Below are 18,754 nucleotides of genomic sequence, written 5' to 3'. Positions count from 1 at the left end.
TCGGCGAAACGTCGGGGAGCGTGTTCGGCTCGGGCTCCACGGGGCGTCGCCGTTGTGCGACGCGTGGTCGGTGGACGCGTCGCGTCGATTGTGACCCATATGCTGGAAGCCGTAACGTGCGAAATCATTCATTCCCGATCGGAATCGTTCATGGGCGGTCGGGAGTGGCGCCGCAAGGCGCCGATGCCGGCGGACGGCAATCGGACGACGACGCTGGCGACAGTCGGAAGGCGGATCTGGGGATATGTCGGACATCGACAGCAAGGCGCTGCGCGCGGCGATGAGCGGCACCGGACCGCGCAAGATCACGATGCGCCAGGCCATCGGCTTCGGCGTCGGCGACTGCTACGGCGGCGGACAGCTCACACTCATCGCCACCTACCTCTCCCTGTTCTGGACGCGCTTCTGCGGCATGGACATCGGCACCGCGCAGACCGTCATCGGCCTGAGCGCGCTCATCTCCGCCGTGGCCGCGCTCGTCTTCGGCGTGCTCGACGACAACCTCTACCGCTACGACCTGGGCCTGCGGTTCGGACGTCGACGCCTCCTGCTCATGGTCATCGGGCCGCTCATCCTCCTGGGCGTGTTCCTCTGGATTCCCGGACTCCCGCTCGCCGTGTACGCGGCCGCCTACGTGTTCTGGGTGGTGCTCGCGCAGGCGTTCCAGACCGCCTACAACCCGCTGCCCGGCGAGATGACGCCCGACTTCAACAGCCGCGCGAAACTGTCCACCGTGCGCCTGTTCATCTCCACCGGCATCGGCACCGCGATCCCCGTGGCTGGAGGACTGGTGCTCGCCGTCACCGGCGAGGCCACGCCGCGCGGCTACATGATCTTCACCATCGGCTCCACCGTCATCTTCGCCGCAGCCGTGTTCGCCTGCTGGCGTTCCACATGGGAGATGACGCCGGAAGCCGCCGGATTCGGCGCCTACGCGCGTGGCGGACGCGACGGGCATATCGGCGCCGTCCGGTGGATGCGCCGTGCAGCCAAAGTGCTGCGCGAATACGCCTCCACCCTGCGCATCAAGGAATTCCGCAAACACCTCGCCATCTACCTGCTCGTGCAGGTCTCGATGGACGTGTTCGGCCAGACCTTCGTGTTCTTCGTCGTCTACGACTGGAACCGCACCGCCGCGTTCGCCTCGCTGCTGCTCGGCTGCGCCGTGGTCTCCCTGCCGCTCATGCCCGTGTTCGGCTGGGCGATGACGAAGATCGGGCCGAAACGCCTGTACGCCATCAACTTCACCGGCTGCCTGATCGGCGCGGCATGGCTGTGCGCCGCATGGGCGATGGCCGGGCGCATTCCCGGAGGCGCGTGGACCGTGTTCGCGCTCGCCGGCGCCCTGTGGTTCTTCGCGTTCAAATCGTTGTGCGGCTACCTGCCGTGGGCCGTGTTCCCGTACATCGCCGACATCGACCAGATCGTCACCCGCCGCTACCGGTCTGCCACGTTCTCCGGCATCCAGGCGTCGTTCCGACAGCTCGGCTCCGGACTCGCGACGATCGCCGTCGGCGTCATCCTCGGCGCGGTCGGCTTCGACGCCACGCGCGACATGCAGACGCCGGCCGCCCGGCTGGGACTCGGCGCGGTGCTGCTCGGCTGGTTCGCGTGCGCGATGGCCATCTGCTGGATCGTCTCCGCCCACCTCAACATCAGCAAACGCACCGACGGCATCGTGCTGAAGGAGATCACTCGACTGCGCAACGGCGGCGCCAAGGCCGACGTCGCACCGGAGACGCGGTCTGTCGTCGAACGCCTCACCGGACTCGACTACGACGACTGCTGGCGGTAGGCCGGACGTACGTCGCCGACGGCGCCGTCGCGGATGACCGTGGAAACCGTACGCCGTCGCCGCAACTACACTGGGCAACCATGAGCAAGCACCACCATCGCGACCGCAGCTGGGCGCCCGCACCCGAAACGCTGCCGGAGGGCGCCCACGTCATCGACAACCACACGCACGTCGCCTCCGTCGTGCCGTTCGCACGCGCGATGAGCCACGAGGCCGTCGCCAAAGGACAGCCGGAAGTCCCCGTCTACGACGTCGACGAGCTGCTCGCGCAGGCGGCGGCGGTCGGCGTGACCGGCATCATCGACTGCGGCTGCGAATACCCGAACCTCGCCAAAGCGGTCACGATGGCCGTCGAACACCCCGGACAGGTCCACGCGGCCATCGCCATCCACCCGAACGAGGCCGTACGCCACGGCCATCGCGCCGTCGCCGGACCCGACGGACTCGACGTCACCTACAAGCCGTACCACGACGTGCCGTTCGACGAGGCCATGGCCGAAGTCGAACGCCTCGCACGCACGCACCCGGACCAGGTCGTCGCCATCGGCGAAACCGGCATGGACCTCTACCGTACCGGCGAAGGCGCGCTGGAACTGCAACGCGAAGCGTTCCGCGCGCACATCGCGCTCGCCAAGGAACTCGGCCTGCCGATGCAGATCCACGACCGCGACTCCCACCGGCAGGTCATCGAGACGCTGCTCGCCGACGGCGCCCCCGAACGCACCGTCTTCCACTCCTACTCCGGCGACGCCGAAATGGCCGAAATCGCGCGCGAGAACGGCTGGTACCTGAGCTTCTCCGGCACGGTGAGCTACAAGGGCAACGAGGGCATCCGCGAATCGCTGCGCATCGTCGGCCTCGACCACGCGATGGTCGAAACCGACGCGCCGTACCTCACGCCGATGCCGTACCGCGGCCGCACGAACGCGCCGTACATGATCCCGTACACGCTGCGCGCGATGGCCGACACGCTCGACCTGCCGCTCGCCGAGGTGGCACGCGGCACCCGCAGGACCACGAGGACCGTGTACGGGGTGTGAGCCGCAGGACGCGAAGCCGCGTGGCCATGCGCAGGGATAAGGTGGCCTTGAGAGAAGTTGTGACGATTTCGTCAAGGTGCTACCATGTCTTTTCGAAATCGCGAGTGTGACGCATAAGGAGACAACATCGAGGGCGGTCGGTGGGACGCCCCGCATGGAGGACTGAGCGCATGGCTGATTCGAATCCGAAGGGCGGACGCATCCGCAGATCGGGAGGGAAGACCACATCGGGCGAACAGGCGCGGCAGGCCGCAGCAGCCAAAGCCGCCGCGGCGAAGGCCAAGGAGGAACGGGCCAAGGAGGAGAAGGAGGCGCTGCTGCGCGCCGACACCTTCACCAACGCGCCGAAGGTCTCCCGCCGGACCCTCACCCGGGAGGAACGCGAAGAGCTCGTCAAACGGGCCGAAGCCCGCAACAAGGAGGCCGAAAAGCTCTCCACCGCCGCCGCCAAGGGACGGTTCGGGCGATGGTGGGCCAAACTGCAGTCCGGCCCCAACAAGATCACCTGGACGATGGCCATCGTGGCGCTCGGCGTGGTCTACGGCGACATCGGCACCTCGCCCCTGTACACCGCGCAGACGTTCCTGTCCGGACAGGGCGGCATCGCCAACGCCGACCGTGAGGCCGTGCTCGGCATGCTCTCCCTCGTCTTCTGGTCCATCACGCTCATCACCACCGTGAAATACGTGTTCATCGCCATGAGAATCGACAACAACGGCGAAGGCGGCATCTTCGCGCTGTACTCGCTCATCCGGCGCCGCGGGGCGTGGCTCGCCATCCCCGCCATGGTGGGAGGCGCCGCGTTCCTCGCCGACTCCGTGCTCACCCCGGCCGTGTCCATCAGCTCCGCCGTGGAAGGCCTGCAGACGCTGCCGCCGCTCGAGCACGTGTTCGACGAGAACCCGAGCCTGACCCTGATGATCACCGTATGCATCATCGTGGTGCTGTTCATGGTGCAGTCGCGCGGCACCGAAAGCATCGGCCGCGTGTTCGGCTCCATCGTGCTCATCTGGTTCACGTTCCTCGCCGTGGTGGGGATCGCCAACCTCTCCAACGACTGGACCGTGTTCGCCGCGCTCAACCCCGTGTACGGCGTGCGGTTCCTGTTCAGCCCGCACAACGCCGCCGGCATCGCGCTCATGGGCACCGTGTTCCTCTCCACCACCGGTGCCGAGGCGCTGTACTCGGACATGGGACACGTGGGGCGCGGCAATATCTACTTCACCTGGCCGTTCATCAAGATCGCGCTCGTCTGCAACTACTTCGGACAGGGGGCGTGGATCCTCGCCCACCACCATGACGCCCGCTACATGAAGATGGCGTCGCTCAACCCGTTCTTCCAGATGATGACGCCGAACGTGCGCTACGTGGCCGTGGTCCTGTCCGTCACCGCGGGCGTCATCGCCTCCCAGGCGCTCATCACCGGCGCGTTCACCATGGTGTCCGAGGCGACGCGCCTCAACTGGATGCCGCACCTCCAGGTGCGCTATCCGGCCCGCACGCGCGGCCAGCTGTACATCCCCGTCGTCAACGGCGTGCTGTGCGTGGCCACGCTGCTCGTGCTCGCCATGTTCAAGGACTCCGAACACATCTCCGCCGCCTACGGTCTGGCGTTGACGATCACCATGATCACCACCACCATCCTGCTCGCCGTATACATCTGGTACACGGGGCGGCGGCTCGGCGCGATCGTGTTCCTCCTGGTGTTCCTCGCCATCCAATGCATGTTCTTCATCGCCTCCATGGCGAAGTTCCTCCACGGCGGCTGGTTCACCATGCTGCTCACCGTGGCCATCCTGTTCGTCATGTACACGTGGGACGAGGGCACCAAGCTGGAACGCGCGCAACGCCGCCACATGCGCACGAAGGACTTCCTGCCCACCCTGGAGAAGCTGCACGGCGACTTCCGCATCCCCTACTTCGCGGACAACATCGTGTACCTGACGTCCGATAATGAGACCAAGCGCCTCGACACGGACATCTTCTTCTCCATCTTCGCCGACCATCCCAAACGCGCCCGCGCCTGGTGGGCGGTGAGCGTGGAGACCACCGACAACCCGTTCACCCGCGAATACGAGGTGGAGAACTTCGGCACCGACTTCCTGTTCCGCGTGCGCATCCGCCTCGGATTCAAGGTCTCCCAGTCCATCCCCGCCTACCTGCACCAGATCATGCACGACCTGTCCAAGAGCGGCGAACTGCCCCAGCAGAAATCCATCTACCCGAAGGTGGACGCGGATCCGAACATCGGCACCATCCGCTACGTGCTCATCCACAAGGCACTCATGCCGGAATCGAAGGTGTCCGCCCGCGGGGCGCTCTCGCTGCAGACCAAGTACGCCATCCGTCATCTGGCCGGCTCGCCGGTCAAATGGTTCGGACTGGCTCCGTACAATCCGCTCGTCGAGGTGCAGCCGCTGTTCGTCTCCACGCGTCGGCCTCCGCGGCTCAAGCGCATCGGCGAGCCCGTCGAGCTCTCGCCCGGGCGGGGCCGGGGCACCGGATTCGGCGGCGGGCGCGACGGGCGCAGTGGTCGCGATGGACGCGACGGGCGCGACGGGCAGCCGACCGGAGGCATCCCCGCCGTCACATTGTGAGGATCGGCGTCGGTCGTGGTGGTCGGTGTCGGCGGGAGCCGTCGGCAATCGTGGCGGTCGGCGTCGTCGCGCGGCTGTGCGTCGACAACCTGTGCGTCGAGGCGCTATAGGCAACACTTATAGCGAAAAAGGCGCGTCGCGACGAGACCGCATTATGGTAGCCAACTATGTGCAGATTACTGGGATACGCCACGGCCGGGTTCAACCTCAGTCTCGACGCCATCCTGGGCACCGAGGCCGTCGGCGACTACCGCGACATGAGCGAGATCCACAACGACGGGTGGGGTTGCGCCATGCTGTACGAGCCGGTGGAGACCCCCGGCACCGAGGACGGCGGCGCCCCCGCGCCGGAGACCGGCACCAAGCTGTACAAGACCACGGTGGCCGCGCGCTTCGACCCTGTGTTCCCTGAACTCGCCTCCGAACCGGCCCGCGGCGCCCTGTGGCACCTGCGCCTTGCCTCCTCGAACCTGCCGCTCATCCTGGAGAACCAGCAGCCGTTCTTCGCCAACGGCCTGAGCTTCATCCACAACGGCGACATCTCCGATTCGCACGGCCGCAACATCGTGACCAACAAGCAGTATCCGGTGAACCACAGCGTGTTCCTGTCCACCGGCGGTCGCTCCGACTCCGCCATCTTCTTCGCCGTGATCCTCGAATACATCGGCTTCGGTTACGACCTCGACGAGGCCGTGGCGCAGGCGGTACGCGAACTGCGCCAGGCCTACCCGCGCTCGAGCTACAACTGCATGATCCAGTCCCAGGATCAGTTCATCGCCCTGAACGCGGCCGGACGCGAACGCACTTCCTCGCGCATCGTCGAGATCTACGAGGAGTACGGTCAGGGGGAGAAGGCGCAGGACTACCGTGTGATGCGCTACCGCGCGCTCACCAACGAGGACGGTGCGCCTGCCGGCATCGTCGTCGCATCCTCCGGCTTCGAACAGGCCGAGGCCGACGGCTGGGAGGAGCTCGGCAACGACCAGATGATCGTCGCCTCCAACCGCACCGGCGAATGGTCCATCCGCTCCATCGACTGAGCGCCCAGCCTGGGAGTCGGCGCGTGCCGGCCGGAGCGTTCCGCGCCCGCCCTATGCGCGCCATACAATGGCGGTATGGTTCCCACGCTTGAGCAGATCGAAGAGCTCCACCACAAGATCGCGCCTTCCGAGGAGGCGTACAACCTAATCCACACGCATTGCGTGATCGTCGCGCGCATCGCCCGCATGCTCGCCCACCGCCAGAACATGCTGTTCGCCCGCCGTTGCACGCTGCCGAAGGATGCGGCGGAACTGGGTGCCCCGTCCGCGGCCGGTGCGGAGGCGGTGCTCGCCGGGCTTGGGACGGCTGCAGGACCGTCCGACTCGCCCGCAACAGCTACCCCTGCAACAGCCGCCCCTGCGACAGCTACCCCCGCCGCGGCCGCTCCTGCAACAGCCACCCCCGCGAACCTGCTCGCCGTGCCGCCGTCCGACGGCGTGACCGGCGGCCATGTGCCGCCGCGGCTCATCGACGAGCATCTCGTCACGATCGGCGGCCTGCTGCACGACATCGGCACGTACCGCGTGCTCAAGCACGACGGCACAGACGGCGAACCGTTGAAGTTCGCCGGCAAGAAGTACATCAAGCACGGGCTGCTCGGCTACGAGTACCTGCTGGAGAACGGCGTGGACGAGGAGATCGCCCAGTTCGCCCGCAACCACACCGGCGTGGGGCTCACGCGCGAGGATGTGATCCGTCAGGAGCTGCCGCTGCCCCCGGCCGACTACGTGCCGGTGAACCTCGAGCAGGAGACGGTGATGGTGGCCGACAAGTACAACAGCAAGTCGCTGCCGCCGAAGTTCGTCACCGCCGCCTCGTACACGAGGCGCGCCGCGCGTTTCGGCGAGGAGAACAAGCGCCGCTGGCTCGAACTGCTCGACCAGTACGGCGTGGTGGACGTGGAGCCGCTCGCCGCCGAATACCACATGGTCGTCATCTGACCGTCATCGCCGGATACGGTGAAGCCCCGGAGGGATTCTCCATCCCTCTGGGGCTTCACCATGCGATGCGTGCGGCGGCGCGTGCGCCGTTGTGCTCAATCCTCCAGCGCGTACACCTTGTCCGCTGCTTCGGCCACGTCGTCCTGCGCGGTGACGATGATGACCGCGCGCTTCGGATCGCGGCCGTGCGCGATGGTGCGCAGCAGCGCGAGGATGGCCTTCGCGTCCTGGTCGTCGAGGCCCTTGGTGGGCTCGTCGAGGATGAGCGTGTCCGCCTCGCAGCTGATGGCGCGGGCGATGGCGACGCGCTTCTGGTCCAGCGGGGACAGCTCGCCCACCTTCTTGCCGTTTGTGGCTTCGCCGAAGCCGGTGCGCGCGAGGAACTCGCGCGCCGCGATGGGCTTGGGCTTGAGGTAGGTGCGTCCGGACGCGTTCATGGCGTACAGCACGTTCGCTTCGGCGTCGAGGTCGCCGCGCACCGCGTAGCGCTGCGGCACGAGGCCCAGCCGGTGGCCGCGCAGCTCGTTGATCTCGAGTTCGGCGAGGTTGGAGCTCTTCGTCATCGCCGCGCCGGAGGTGGGGATGACGAAGCCGCCGAGCACCTGCATGAGGGTGACGCGCTGTTCGGGGTCGTCCTCGTCGTCCAGCACGCGGATGGCGTACAGGGAACCCGCGTAGAACGCCATCGACACGTTGTCCAGCACGTGACGGCCGGACTTGCGGTTCGTGGTGGTGGCGTGGTTGAGGGAGAAGTTCGGGTACGACTTGAGCAGGACGCGGTCGTCCACCTGGCGGCCGAGCCGTGCGTGCGACTGCGCGGCGGCCACGTGGATGTCATGCGTGGAAGTCGCGTTCGCCTTCGTCGCCGCGGGGATCTCGTTCGGGTCGGCCGGCTGTTTGTCGGCGAGATTGTCCGCCGCGAGGGCGATGGTCGCGTCGACGCGCTTCGCGTTCCGCTTGGCCGTCTCCACGCTGGTTTCCTGCGGGACGTGCGGTTCGTCGTCGGCCGATGCCGTGGTCTCCGACGCGTCCGTGTCGTCCTCCGTGTCGGCGGCCGTGTCGGCGTCCGCGTCGGCGTCCGCGTCCGAATCCGTCTCGTCCGTTTCGGCCTCGAGCGCGTCCTCAGGCAGGGCGACTGCGGGGTCGTCGTCGAAGACGACGCTGAAGGAGACCTGCTCGTCGGCCTGATCCTCGGCGGCAGCCTCCGTGGTGTCTTCGGCGGTGTCCGCCGCGACCTGTCCTTCGGCCTCGGCCGTCAGGTCCTCGGTGTTCTCGGTCTTGTCGGCGTCGCTCATGCCTGCTCCTCCTCGTGCTGTGCGTCCTTGTCGTCGGCCTCGTCCGCAGCGTCACCCGCGGACGGGCGTTCGGTCTTGTCGTCGCTTTCGGTGGTCTCGTCCGCGGAATCGGTCTTCCCGACGGAACCCTTGCCGGCGTCGGCCGCCTGGAACAGGGCCGCGTTGCGGAACGTCGCCGGACGCAGCATCGCCACCACGGCCAGCACCACGACCAAAGCGAGGCCGTCCCACACCATCGTCCACACGATGGACGACGTGACGGGCGTGGCGTGACCGGACGCCAGCGCCGAACCGATGGCCTTCGCGCCGAAGCCGCCGGCCAGCAGACCCACGGTCACCGGAATCACGGTGAGGATGAACGATTCGACCATGAACTGCCATCCGAGGCGCGGCTTGGTGACGCCGGAGACGAGCGCCATGCCGATCTCCTCGGTGCGGCCGAACCAGCTGCGCGCCACGGCCAGGGCCAGCAGGGCCACGCATCCGCCGATGGCCAGCACCCACAGGGCGGGGCGCACCTTGGCGGCGAGCGAGTCGAGCGGCGCGACGGACGCCTCATAGGATTCGAGGATCGGGGAGGTGAGCTCGTAGCCCTTCGGCAGCTTCGCCTTCTTCGCGAGCTTGACGAACTTGTTGTACGTGGCCACGTCGGTGAATTGGAAGATGACGTTGAGGTCGGGCTTGGACCAGCTGCCGTCCTTGACGTCCTGCGGGTCGAGGCCCTTGCCGTAGACGGCGGCGTACGTCGTGTAGATCACGTTCTCGCGGTTGTCCTTGGCGAGCTTGGGCAGTGCCTTGGAGTAGGTGCCGTTGCCGCCGTCGGAGTCGTCGTCGTACTCGTAGATGCCGCGGACGGTGAACTCGTAGGTCTTGGAGGAGTCGGAGGGGTCGCCCACCTTGAACTTGTCGCCGGGCTTGAGGTTGTTCTTCTCGGCCACGGCCTTGGAGATGAGCGCGCTCTGGGAGGTGGTGTCCTGGAAGCCGTTGAGCTTCTTGCCCTCAACCACGGTGTAGTTGCCGTACTCGTTGGCCTTCTTGGCCTGGCCGGTGTACATGCTGAGCAGCGTGAACTCGCCGCCGGTCTTGTCGGCGGATTCGTCCGCGCTGCCGGGGATGGCCTTGATGCTGCCGCTTTGACGGACCGGCACGCTCTGGGCGAGCGTGTACGTGAACGAGACGCCCTGCGTCTGTGCGGCGGTGGCGTAGGTGCCGTAGTCCTCGATGGTGAGGTACTTCGATGTGATGGAGGCGTCGTCGCCCTTCATGTCGGCCTTCGTGGCGGCGGTGGGCCTGATCACGGCGTTGGGGGTCTGTGCGTTGTAGTCGGTGCCGTGGGCGTCGGAGTGCTCCTGCAGCACGGACAGCGAGACGATGCTGCCGAACGAGACGAGGAGCGCGACCACCACGGTCAGCGCTGAGGTCACCCAGCGTCGCGTCACGGCGCGCCAGGCGTTGGTGAGAACGAACATGCGTTACTTCTCCAGTTCCCTAGTTCCGGTTCTCTGCATCCGCGGCTTCGCGCGCGCCTGATGCGGTGCGTATGGCGATGGCGGCGGGCACTGATGCAATCTTCAGTTCAACAGTAAGACACTACGTCGGCAATCGTGTGCGTTGTCTTGCCTGAAGCTGGGAGCATGCTGTGAAAACAGGACGATGCCGGCGGTCGTCGCGTCCGCCGGGAGCCGTTCTCCCGACTGGCGTCGCGTGACGTCGGCGTGGTCCAGTCCGCGAGCCGGGGAAGGGCGGCGGGAGGATGCCGTACCGGTTCGATGCGCGATAGAATGGCCGCAGAGAGAACCAGACGTTGGGACGACCAAGGAGCGAGCCATGTTGGAACCGTATGTGCGTCCGGGCATCGATGACAGGCCCGATTACGACAAGGCGCTGAGCAAGGAGGACAAGAGCGCCGTCGCCCGCTTGGCCGCCGACCCGAAGCGCCTGCCCCCGGAGGCCTCGGCCGACCAGCCGGGCGTTCAGACCGCCCGTCTCGCCGCCGACGGCACCGCGTCCGTCGCGGCCGCCGCCGCGGTCGACACCGCCGTGCCCGACTACGCCTCCTCCTTCCTCGACATGCGCGACCCGATGGTCGCCGCGGACGGCGAACGCCCCGACGCCGCGCAGGTGACGCGTCTCAAGTGGGCGTTCGCCGCGGGATCCATGCTCATCGCCGCGCCGTGGGCCGCCCTTAATCTGGTGGCCATCCCCAACCAGGTGGCGTTGGCGTTCGGCATCGACACCAAGGCCGCGTTGGCCGGCATTGTGTCCGGCGCGTCCAGTGTGTCCGGCGCATCCGGCCCGGCCGCCGTCTCGGCCGCCTCCGTCTCCGCCATTCATCTGGCGCCCGCGCTCGCCTCGATCGTGTGCCTCGGCGCCATCGCCTCCGTGTTCTTCACGCCGCTCGTGGCGGCCCTGTCCGACCGCACCCGAGTCCGGTTCGGACGCCGCACCCCGTATCTGGTGGTCGGCGGCGTGCTGAGCGCCCTGCTCACCCTGGCCCTCGGCGCACTGCAGAACGTGGCCGGCCTCATCGTCTTCTGGGTGGCGCTCCAGTTCTCGTACGCGATGCTCGTCGCACCGCTCGCCTCCGCGCTGTCCGAACGCGTGCCGGACAAGTTCCGCGACGTCATCGAACGTTGGAACGCGATCGGCGTGATCGCCGGACAGGCGGCCGGCGGCGTGATCGGCGGCCTGGCCATCGCGTTCGGCGCGTTCAACCCGTTCCTGTGCGCCGCCGTGCTGTTCGCCGTGGCCGGCTTCGCCACCGTGCTCGTCTGGCCGCGCGAACCCTCCAGCGAGGAGCAGCCGCACACCCCGTTCAGTTGGACGATGGCGCTCGCCGCCGTGCGCATGCCGTCCGGCCCGGAGTCGAAGCCGTTCCGCAGGCTCGTCTGGTCCCGCATGTTCATGATGGCCGCCGTGGGCATGACCGGCGCCTACCTGTGGTACATCGTGCGGTTCGCCGTCTACGGCGACGACCCCAAGCTCACGTCCGCCCCGATGACGCTGCCCGCCGGCATGCTCGTCGCGCTGATGGCGCTCGCCACGTTCGCCGGAGCGCTGCTCGCCACGTTCTCCGCCGGCGCCATCACCGACAAGCTCGAGGAGGGGTTCGGCGCATGGTGGCGCGATTCGCGCGTGGCCGTGATGATGGCCTGCGTGCTGTACGTGCTGGGATTGCTCGCCGGCCTCGCCATCGTGGCCGTCGGCGGGGAGCGCAGTCTTATGGTGTTCTCGTTCATCACCGGATTCGCGTTCGGCCTCATCGACGTGCTCGTCCAGCCGCTCGTGGTGGCCGCCCTGCCCGATCCGCGTGCCGCGGGCCGCGACCTGGGCGTCTACGCGGCCGCCAAGCCTTGGGGTCTGGCCTTCGGTGTGGTCGTCGGCGCCGTGGTGGTGATGCTGGTGCCGGCTTCGCTCGGATACGTGGCCCTGTTCCCGGCGGCCGCCGTGTGCGTCGCCGTCGCGGCGTTCCTTGCGCGCAAGTGAGGGCCGGCCGCCGTCCGATTCTTCAGTATCGGACGTTACGGGGGAGCTCAGGATCTCGGCAACGTCCGTTTCTTAAGAAAGGGACGGTTGCGGTCCGGCCTGAGGTCCAGGAACGTCCGATTCTTAAGAAAGGGGTGGTTGCGGTCCGGCCTGAGGTGCGGAAACGTCCGTTTCTATAGAATCGAGCGTTATGGGGCCGGCCCAGACCCCGCGAACGTCCGATTCTTAAGAAAGGGGTGGTTGCGGTCCGGCCTGAGGTGCGGAAACGTCCGATTCTTCAGGATGGGATGTTGCGGCGATGCTGTGAGGTCCGGAAACGTCCGTTTCTATAGAATCGGACGGTAAGACGGCGAGACGGCATCGACGGTGGAATACGCAGTGGGATGCATAGTGGGATGAAAGGCGGATTGCACCATGGTGGGAATGCGTGACGTGGCCAGGAAGGCCGGAGTCTCGTTGAGCACGGTGTCGCTCGTGGTGAACGGCACCGGATACGTGTCGGACGACATGCGCGCCAAAGTGCGGGAGGCCATGCGCGCGCTCGACTACATCCCCAACGAGCTCGCACGCAACCTCGCGCACAACCGCACCAACATGATCGGCGTGATCGTGCCGACCATCCGCCACCCGTTCTTCGCGACCCTCACCGCCGCGCTGCAGCGTGAATTCTCCGCGCGCGGCCTGCGCACCATGCTGTGCTCCACCGCAGACTCGGACAAGGGCGAGGCCGACTACGTCGACATGCTCCAACGGCACATGATGGACGGCATCGTCATGGCCGCGCACACCGCGCACCCCGCCGGCTACTGGACCGGCATCGGCCGTCCCGTCGTCGCGTTCGACCGCTACCTCGGCCCCGGCATCCCCGCGATCGGCTCCGACCACGAGCAGGGCGGCCGTCTCGTCGCGCGTGCGCTCATCGAATCCGGCGCGAGGCACGTCGTCATGGTGGGCGGCCCGCGCTCCCAGTTCCACGACCTCGACGCGGAAGGGGCGTTCGACGCCGGCGAACTCGCCGAGGCGGGCGTCACCACCTTCCCGACGGTCCGCTACTACCTGACCCTCGAGCACGAACTCGCCGAGGCGGGCGTGCGTTACGACTACGTCGAGGCGGGCGAGGTCTCCGATTTCACCGGGTACGGCGCCGCGATGCGCGAGGTGTTCGACCGGTACGACGACGTCGACGCCGTCGTCAGCTCCGACATCGGCGCCTCCCTGTGCGTGCAGGAGGCGGTCCGACGCGGCGTGACGATTCCGCGCGACCTGCAGGTCGTCGCCTACGACGGCACGTATCTGGCCGACATCGCCGGCGTGCGTCTCACCGCCGTCCGACAGGACGTCGACGCGCTCGCCGCCGCGGTGGCCGCGCGCATGACGGCCCTCATCGAAGGAACGAACGGGCGTGACGGGACGCGTACGCGGGACGCGGCCGCGTCGTCGGCCGCGGCATCGGAGACCATGACGGACCCGACGGCGGAACCCGCCGCATCGTCCGTCTCCGTCGGAGACGGACGCCTGCTCGGATCCGTCACCGAACTCGTCCCGCTCACGCTGCGCCAAGGCGACTCCACCCGCTGACCGGCGCGCGGCGGACGTCATCGGACGTCGCGCGGCGTCGGACGGGCGGGACCGGACCGGCGGAATGGAACGTAACGCGAAATCGACGGTCAGGTAAAACCGTTCACATAGTGAACCCCTGCTGGTTTGACGGAATGGGCGCTCCTAAGTTGTCTGCACAGATCGAGCGATACAAGCCCGATGGAAGACTTCGACATCGAAAGGAGGTTCGCCACGATGACTGGATACACTGCCTACACCACCGCCAACGGTTCCGTTCTGACCGCCGTTGACGTCGCTCTGCTGTCCGCACGAATTATTATCCCGTCTTCGCTGGCGGACTGATTCGAGCGTTCAAGCTTGAGCCCCGCCGGCGAAGGCAGGGCGGAGAGCGGATTCACGTTTCAAGCCCTGCGCAACCGCGGGGCTTTTTCATTGCCCGCCATAAGGTCCACAAGACCACGGCCGGTTGTGAATTCCGCAGTAAGAGAGAGAAAAACCCAACCCATTTGCAGGAGAACATCCCATGAGTGCAGTCGAGACAACGACTGAAACCGCAGCTGAAGGCAAGCTGCAGGCCATGGCCCGCGATTCCGTCAAGACCGTGATCGCCGCCTCCATGGTCGGAACCGCCATCGAATTCTACGACTTCTACGCCTACGGCACCGCCGCGGCCAACTACTTCCCGCACATCTTCTTCTCCGCGAAGGACAACCCCACTGTCGCGCTGCTGATGAGCCTCCTGACCTTCGCCATCGCGTTCATCGCCCGCCCGCTCGGCTCCCTCGTGTTCGGCCACTTCGGCGACCGCATGGGCCGCAAGACCACGCTGGTCGTCTCCCTGATGACCATGGGCGTCGGCACGTTCCTCATCGGCTGCCTGCCCACCTACGACCAGGCCGGCGTCTTCGCCGTCGCCATCCTGTGCCTCCTGCGCTTCATCCAGGGCATCGGCCTCGGCGGCGAATGGTCCGGTGCGGCCCTGGTCGCCACGGAGAACGCCCCGGAGAACAAGCGCGCCCTGTACGGCTCCTTCCCGGAGCTCGGCGCCCCGATCGGCTTCTTCCTGTCCAACGGCACCTACTTCCTGCTTGAGACGTTCAACGATTCCGACGCGATGCTCGCCTGGGGTTGGCGCGTGCCGTTCCTGCTTTCCGCCGTGCTCGTGATTGTCGGCCTCGTCGTGCGAGTCCACATGGAGGAGACCCCGATCTTCCGCATGGCCCAGGAGAAGAAGCAGGTCGTCAAGGCCCCGATCGTCGAGGTCTTCCGCAAGAGCTGGAAGCAGGTCCTGCAGGCCACCTTCCTCGTGGCCGTCACCTACACGCTGTTCTACACGCTCGCCACCTGGTCTCTCGCATGGGGCACCAAGGAGCAGGGCGAAGGCGGCGGCGGCCTCGGCTTCACCAACCAGGAGTACCTGCTCATGCTGATGATCGCCATCTGCGTGTTCGCCCTGTTCATCGTGATCTCCTGCGTCAACGCCGACAAGCTCGGCCGCAAGCGCGTCATCACCTTCTCCTCCTGCGCGCTCGTCGTGTTCGCCGCGCTGTTCCCGTTCCTGCTCAACGGCCAGATCGTCGGCCAGCGCAACTTCTTCGCCAACATGGTGTTCCTGTGCGTCGGCTTCGCCCTGATGGGCACCGCGTTCGGCCCGATCGGCGCGTTCCTGCCCGAGCTGTTCGACGCCAACGTCCGCTACTCCGGCTCCGGCATCGGCTACAACCTCGCCGCCATCGTCGGCGCGGCCTTCGTGCCGACCATCGCCACCTGGCTGAGCGCGCACTTCGGCGTGCACTCCGTGGGCCTGTACCTCGGCGTGATGGCCGTGTGCTGCCTCGTCGCCGTGCTGTCCTGCCGTGAGACGAAGGACGTCGATTTCACCAAGTGAAATCGACGGCAGGTTTCTGCCTCACCACTGTCGTGGTTCGGCCGAGCCTACGAACAGTCCACCGGACTGTTCGCTTCACGGCTCGGCGCGGACATCGATTTCACCAAGTGACGGCCTTCGAGCCGTCGCACCGACTACGGCTGGAACGTTCGAAGCGTCTGGGACATTCGGAACGCACGGAACGTGCGGAACGCTGGAAAACAGCCGAACCTTCCAGCCGTAGTCCCCTCGGATTTCATAACTGAAAAACGCAACTCAATATTTGGACGTGGAAGACCACGCCACCCACTGCGGGACTAGAAATAGACCCCAGTGATCGATGACTTTCAACGCCAAGGGACACAATCCTTTCCCGCCGAAGGCCGTCAGCAATCTCACCGATTGTCGGACGTGCAGTTTTCGTTCGGCATACCGAACAACATATAAGGAGTGCCAATCATGGCAGCAACTATCTGGTACGAGAAGGACGCCGATCTGTCCGTGTTCGATGGCAAGAAGGTCGCCATCCTCGGTTACGGCTCTCAGGGCCACGCCCACGCGCTGAACCTGCGCGATTCCGGCGTCGACGTCGTCGTCGGCCTGCGTCCGACCTCCAAGTCCGTCGAGTTCGCCAAGGAGCAGGGCCTCGAAGTCAAGTCCGTGCCGGAAGCCGTCGCCGAGGCCGACGTCGTCATGATCCTGCTGCCTGACCAGTACCAGGCCGCCGTGTACAAGAAGGACGTCGAGCCGAACCTGAAGCCGGGCGCCGCCCTGGCCTTCGCCCACGGCTTCAACATCCACTACGGCTACATCAAGCCGTCCGAGGACCACCCGGTCTTCATGGTCGCCCCGAAGGGCCCGGGCCACATCGTGCGTCGTGAGTACGCCGCCGGCCGTGGCGTCCCGGTCGTGGTGGCCGTCGAGCAGGATCCGGATGGCAAGACCTGGCCGCTGTGCCTCGCCTACGCGAAGGCTCTCGGCGCTCTGCGCGCCGGCGCCATCAAGACGACCTTCACCGAGGAGACCGAGACCGATCTCTTCGGCGAGCAGGACGTCCTCATGGGCGGCATCAACCACCTGTGCGACATGGGCTTCGACGTGCTGACCGAGGCCGGCTACCAGCCGGAGATCGCCTACTTCGAGGTGTTCCACGAGCTGAAGATGCTGGTCGACCTGGCCAACGAGGGTGGCCTGAACAAGGCCCGTTGGTCCTGCTCCGACACCGCCCAGTACGGCGACTACACCTCCACGGTCATCACCGAGGAGACCAAGAAGCGCATGCAGTACCAGCTCAAGCGCATCCAGGACGGCTCCTTCGCCAAGGAGTTCATGGATGATCAGGCCGCCGGCGCCCCGAAGTTCAAGAAGCTGCAGGAGGAGTTCTCCCACCCGCACCTCGAGACCGTCGGCCCGAAGCTGCGCGCCATGTTCTCCTGGAACAACGGCCCGGCCAAGGATCAGGACGAGGCCGAGTCCTTCAACGGCAAGATCGCTCGTACCCAGGTCCAGTGATGTGGGCGCGGTCCTGAGCTTGACCGCGTGAGCGACGATTGCATCGTTGTGCCGAAACCGCCATTCCGTTTCATTGCGGGATGGCGGTTTTCGTTTGTCTTTGTTCGGCCTCGTTCGTCTGAGACCGGCCGGTTTCGTTCGCCCTGGCCCGACCGGCTTCGGTCGCCCTGGCCCGACCGGCTTCGTTCGTCTGGGACCGACCGGCGCGTCCACGATTCGGTTCTCAGGAGCGGAATTCGGCCCACGTTATGGACGGACAGGCGGCGATGGGGGCATCATCTGTAGGATAAGTCACAGTTCCGAGGACACAATCCTCAACGCTGGGCGCCATCCCGCCGCCGCAAGGCAATCAATTGGAGCGGACGGAATAGGGCGCCAAACGCGCGCAATGCGCAACCACAACAACACCGTGTGCCGGCTCGTGCGGAACGTACGTCGCGGGCGGTACGCAAGTACAAGGAGTGCTACATGGCTGCACAGATCTGGTATGAAAACGACGGCGATCTCTCCGTGCTCGAAGGCAAGAAGGTCGCCATCATCGGCTACGGCTCCCAGGGCCACGCCCACGCGCTGAACCTGCGCGACTCCGGCGTCGACGTCGTCGTCGGCCTGCGTCCGACCTCCAAGTCCGTGGACTTCGCGAAGGAGCAGGGCCTTGAGGTCAAGTCCGTGCCGGAAGCCGCCGCCGAGGCCGACGTCATCATGATCCTCGCGCCCGACCAGTACCAGCGCAACATCTGGAAGGACGACATCGAGCCGAACATCAAGCCGGGCGCGGCCGTCGCGTTCGCCCACGGCTTCAACATCCACTACGGCTACATCAAGCCGTCCGAGGACCACCCGGTCTTCATGGTCGCCCCGAAGGGCCCGGGCCACATCGTGCGTCGTGAGTACGCCGCCGGCCGTGGCGTCCCGGTCGTGGTGGCCGTCGAGCAGGACCCGCGCGGCGACGGCTGGGCCCTGACCCTCGCCTACGCGAAGGCCCTCGGCGCTCTGCGCGCCGGCGCCATCAAGACCACCTTCAAGGAGGAGACCGAGACCGATCTCTTCGGCGAGCAGAACGTCCTCATGGGCGGCGTGAACAAGCTCGTCGAGATGGGCTTCGAGGTCCTCACCGACGCCGGCTACCAGCCGGAGATCGCCTACTTCGAGGTCTGCCACGAGCTCAAGATGCTCGTCGACCTCATGAACGAGGGCGGCCTGAACAAGGCCCGTTGGTCCTGCTCCGACACCGCCCAGTACGGCGACTACACCAACACCGTCATCAACGAGGACTGCCGCAAGCGCATGGAGTACCACCTGGGCCGTATCCAGGACGGCTCCTTCGCCAAGGAGTTCATCGACGATCAGGACGCCGGCGCCCCGCACTTCAAGGAGCTGCAGGAGAAGTACTCCAGCGAGCGCATCGAGACCGTCGGCCCGAAGCTGCGCGCCATGTTCTCCTGGAACAAGGACGGCGTCAAGGATGCCGACGAGGCCAACTCCTTCACCGGCAAGATCGCCCGCGCCCAGGTGCAGTGAGACGGTTTCGGGTTTGTTCCGGTTTCGGTTTCGGCTTCGACCGTGAGACCGCTGGACTGAGCTGAGCCCGTAACGTGAAAACCGCCGCCCGGATTCGTC

Annotated in this window: 12 protein-coding genes; 10 read left to right on the top strand and 2 right to left on the bottom strand. The window is 66.4% G+C overall.

Going from position 1 to position 18,754, the window contains the following annotated elements; genetic code table 11:
• Nucleotides 1–244 precede the first annotated feature (244 nt).
• The 5 genes from KIH78_RS06210 to KIH78_RS06190 all read left to right on the top strand — a co-directional run bounded on the left by KIH78_RS06210 (nucleotide 245) and on the right by KIH78_RS06190 (nucleotide 7,414).
• Nucleotides 245–1,795, top strand: a complete 1,551-nt coding sequence (locus tag KIH78_RS06210) for an MFS transporter (RefSeq protein ID WP_236034467.1) — start codon at nucleotides 245–247, stop codon at nucleotides 1,793–1,795.
• Between the two features lie 80 nt (nucleotides 1,796–1,875).
• Entirely contained in the window at nucleotides 1,876–2,835 is a 960-nt protein-coding gene (locus KIH78_RS06205) for a TatD family hydrolase (RefSeq protein WP_219131682.1), read from the top strand.
• 170 nt (nucleotides 2,836–3,005) lie between these two features.
• A complete protein-coding gene (locus tag KIH78_RS06200) occupies nucleotides 3,006–5,432 on the top strand; it encodes a KUP/HAK/KT family potassium transporter (protein ID WP_219131681.1) in 2,427 nt (808 codons plus the stop codon).
• A gap of 167 nt (nucleotides 5,433–5,599) precedes the next feature.
• Nucleotides 5,600–6,472 carry a class II glutamine amidotransferase gene (locus KIH78_RS06195; protein WP_214313609.1) on the top strand — a complete coding sequence of 291 codons (873 nt, stop codon included), beginning with the start codon at nucleotides 5,600–5,602 and terminating at the stop codon, nucleotides 6,470–6,472.
• Between the two features lie 75 nt (nucleotides 6,473–6,547).
• The gene (locus tag KIH78_RS06190; RefSeq protein ID WP_219131680.1) at nucleotides 6,548–7,414 is read left to right on the top strand and encodes an HD domain-containing protein; all 867 of its coding nucleotides are present in this window, start codon (nucleotides 6,548–6,550) and stop codon (nucleotides 7,412–7,414) included.
• 95 nt (nucleotides 7,415–7,509) lie between these two features.
• Here the strand turns inward: KIH78_RS06190 and KIH78_RS06185 are convergent, their stop codons facing one another.
• Both KIH78_RS06185 and KIH78_RS06180 read right to left on the bottom strand, forming a co-directional pair.
• Nucleotides 7,510–8,709, bottom strand: coding sequence for an ATP-binding cassette domain-containing protein (locus KIH78_RS06185; protein WP_219131679.1), 1,200 nt, complete (start codon nucleotides 8,707–8,709; stop codon nucleotides 7,510–7,512).
• Nucleotides 8,706–10,178, bottom strand: a complete 1,473-nt coding sequence (locus KIH78_RS06180) for an FtsX-like permease family protein (RefSeq protein ID WP_236034466.1) — start codon at nucleotides 10,176–10,178, stop codon at nucleotides 8,706–8,708. Before KIH78_RS06180 ends, KIH78_RS06185 begins: the two co-directional genes overlap by 4 nt.
• Nucleotides 10,179–10,536: 358 nt before the next feature.
• On the opposite strand from KIH78_RS06180, the gene KIH78_RS06175 reads away from it, so the two are divergent.
• The 5 genes from KIH78_RS06175 (at nucleotide 10,537) to ilvC (KIH78_RS06155) (ending at nucleotide 18,655) form a co-directional block, all read left to right on the top strand.
• Nucleotides 10,537–12,195 (top strand): MFS transporter, encoded by a 1,659-nt coding sequence (locus KIH78_RS06175; RefSeq protein WP_219131678.1) that lies wholly within the window; start codon nucleotides 10,537–10,539, stop codon nucleotides 12,193–12,195.
• Nucleotides 12,196–12,609: 414 nt separating this feature from the next.
• Nucleotides 12,610–13,773 (top strand): LacI family DNA-binding transcriptional regulator, encoded by a 1,164-nt coding sequence (locus KIH78_RS06170; protein ID WP_219131677.1) that lies wholly within the window; start codon nucleotides 12,610–12,612, stop codon nucleotides 13,771–13,773.
• Nucleotides 13,774–14,278: 505 nt separating this feature from the next.
• A complete protein-coding gene (locus tag KIH78_RS06165; RefSeq protein ID WP_219131676.1) occupies nucleotides 14,279–15,643 on the top strand; it encodes an MFS transporter in 1,365 nt (454 codons plus the stop codon).
• Nucleotides 15,644–16,081: 438 nt separating this feature from the next.
• A complete protein-coding gene (gene ilvC / locus KIH78_RS06160) occupies nucleotides 16,082–17,134 on the top strand; it encodes a ketol-acid reductoisomerase (protein ID WP_140445274.1) in 1,053 nt (350 codons plus the stop codon).
• Nucleotides 17,135–17,545: 411 nt separating this feature from the next.
• Nucleotides 17,546–18,655, top strand: a complete 1,110-nt coding sequence (ilvC, locus tag KIH78_RS06155; protein WP_420830130.1) for a ketol-acid reductoisomerase — start codon at nucleotides 17,546–17,548, stop codon at nucleotides 18,653–18,655.
• The last annotated feature ends 99 nt before the right edge of the window (nucleotides 18,656–18,754 follow it).

The sequence above is a fragment of the Bifidobacterium saguinibicoloris genome (assembly GCF_019331725.1).
GTDB classification, from domain to species: domain Bacteria; phylum Actinomycetota; class Actinomycetes; order Actinomycetales; family Bifidobacteriaceae; genus Bifidobacterium; species Bifidobacterium saguinibicoloris.
The sequence above is the reverse complement of the archived record's forward strand: the minus strand, read 5'-3'. Positions and strand labels throughout refer to the sequence as shown.

Bases quoted from the DNA above. Each gene is read 5' to 3' on its own strand.
- KIH78_RS06200 (WP_219131681.1), top strand. From the start codon at position 3,006: ATGGCTGATTCGAATCCGAAGGGCGGACGCATCCGCAGATCGGGAGGG.
- KIH78_RS06210 (WP_236034467.1), top strand. From the start codon at position 245: ATGTCGGACATCGACAGCAAGGCGCTGCGCGCGGCGATGAGCGGCACC.
- KIH78_RS06180 (WP_236034466.1), bottom strand. From the start codon at position 10,178: ATGTTCGTTCTCACCAACGCCTGGCGCGCCGTGACGCGACGCTGGGTG.
- KIH78_RS06165 (WP_219131676.1), top strand. From the start codon at position 14,279: ATGAGTGCAGTCGAGACAACGACTGAAACCGCAGCTGAAGGCAAGCTG.
- KIH78_RS06195 (WP_214313609.1), top strand. From the start codon at position 5,600: ATGTGCAGATTACTGGGATACGCCACGGCCGGGTTCAACCTCAGTCTC.
- KIH78_RS06170 (WP_219131677.1), top strand. From the start codon at position 12,610: ATGGTGGGAATGCGTGACGTGGCCAGGAAGGCCGGAGTCTCGTTGAGC.
- KIH78_RS06190 (WP_219131680.1), top strand. From the start codon at position 6,548: ATGGTTCCCACGCTTGAGCAGATCGAAGAGCTCCACCACAAGATCGCG.
- KIH78_RS06175 (WP_219131678.1), top strand. From the start codon at position 10,537: ATGTTGGAACCGTATGTGCGTCCGGGCATCGATGACAGGCCCGATTAC.
- KIH78_RS06205 (WP_219131682.1), top strand. From the start codon at position 1,876: ATGAGCAAGCACCACCATCGCGACCGCAGCTGGGCGCCCGCACCCGAA.
- ilvC (WP_140445274.1), top strand. From the start codon at position 16,082: ATGGCAGCAACTATCTGGTACGAGAAGGACGCCGATCTGTCCGTGTTC.
- KIH78_RS06185 (WP_219131679.1), bottom strand. From the start codon at position 8,709: ATGAGCGACGCCGACAAGACCGAGAACACCGAGGACCTGACGGCCGAG.